At 48.2% G+C, this 1,205-nt stretch carries 2 protein-coding genes; both read right to left on the minus strand.

Annotation, left to right across the window (positions count from 1 at the left end):
* Nucleotides 1-893, minus strand: an 893-nt coding sequence (locus ACFQ88_RS39730) for a phage minor capsid protein (protein ID WP_379463450.1), incomplete at its 3' end; no start/stop codon positions are given.
* On the minus strand, nucleotides 893-1,205 hold a 313-nt coding region (locus ACFQ88_RS39735; protein WP_379463451.1), incomplete at its 5' end, for a phage portal protein. The genes ACFQ88_RS39735 and ACFQ88_RS39730, both read right to left, overlap by 1 nt.

Below are 1,205 nucleotides of genomic sequence, written 5' to 3' on the forward strand. Positions count from 1 at the left end.
GCATTAACAGGATGATAACGTTGTTCTGAAATGCCTGGAATGTAGGGATACTGAACATGGCCGCAGTTAATACCAAACAATCCGTCCGGTTCGCCCTTACTTGTGCTGGATAGCGCCGGATATTTCGGATCATTGCCGCTCCTGCTGAATATCCTGCCTTGATACGGGGCGCATTTGGGCCGTGCCCCTACGTGTGAGCTGATTTCTACCAAGTCCACGCCGTAACTATCAAACCTTGAGTCCTGCATTTCGTTAGCAACGTTGTTACCCATTGTTCGAATGACCGTATAAGCGTAACCTTCCGCATACCTTCGTTTGCCGTCTGCTGTTATTAATGCCGGTATTCCCTTTTGCGCCCAATCTTGCACGGTGCTTCTCAGGGCTTGTTGTGGCGTTTTTAGTCCACTGATAACCCCTGCGACTGTCTGAGTCAGTATGTCACGATACACTACCTGGCTTTGAGTCAGCATTGTCGAATTGACAAGGTTATAAATATCGGTTGCCTGCCTTGCGAATGCGTCTAGTATCTGCCATATGGCCGGATCTTGTTTGACTGGCAGTGCTGCCATAAGGGGAATACCTTGAGCTATCGCCTTTTGAAGTACCGCCTCATTCGCTTCTATGCCTTCCATGCCAATGTTCTGAAGGATTTCACGGATCTTCTTTTGTGTAAGCTTACTTTTCTTTGATATGGCCCGTATATTCTCCCGTGTGAGTCCGCCGATCTGTTCTAGCTTCAGCGCATACCATTGATTAACGTCCGCTTCCAAGGCTTTTGTATCCTTCGCCAGCAGCGCGCCAATGTTCTCTAATATCTCCGTCTGAATGGACGAATATATCTGAACGATAGGCCAGGACAATTGTTCCGCTTTCTCAGGTGTTACGCGTGCCATCAGACACCGCCGCCGCCAATTTCACTAACATCTGGCAGCTCGGTTGCCGCTTCTTCCTTCGCTTCTTTGATAAGCTCCCGCGCTTTCTCTTCAGGCACTTTGAGAATGTGCATAAGGCCCATATAACGAGGCATCAGCCCGCTGTTAACTAACTTCAGATAGAAGTTGGCGTTGGCATCCCGATCCTCTGCAATAGAGTCGTCAAAGTCAACGGTCACATCATAGTCAGGAGGGACAGTAAACACCTTGTAAAGCTTTGCGATCTCGCAAATAGTGGTAATCAGATTTATAATTCCCTCTTCGATCACAGTC

Origin of the sequence: Paenibacillus sp. NPDC056579 (genome assembly GCF_042793215.1) — a bacterium.
Lineage (GTDB): Bacteria > Bacillota > Bacilli > Paenibacillales > NBRC-103111 > Paenibacillus_S.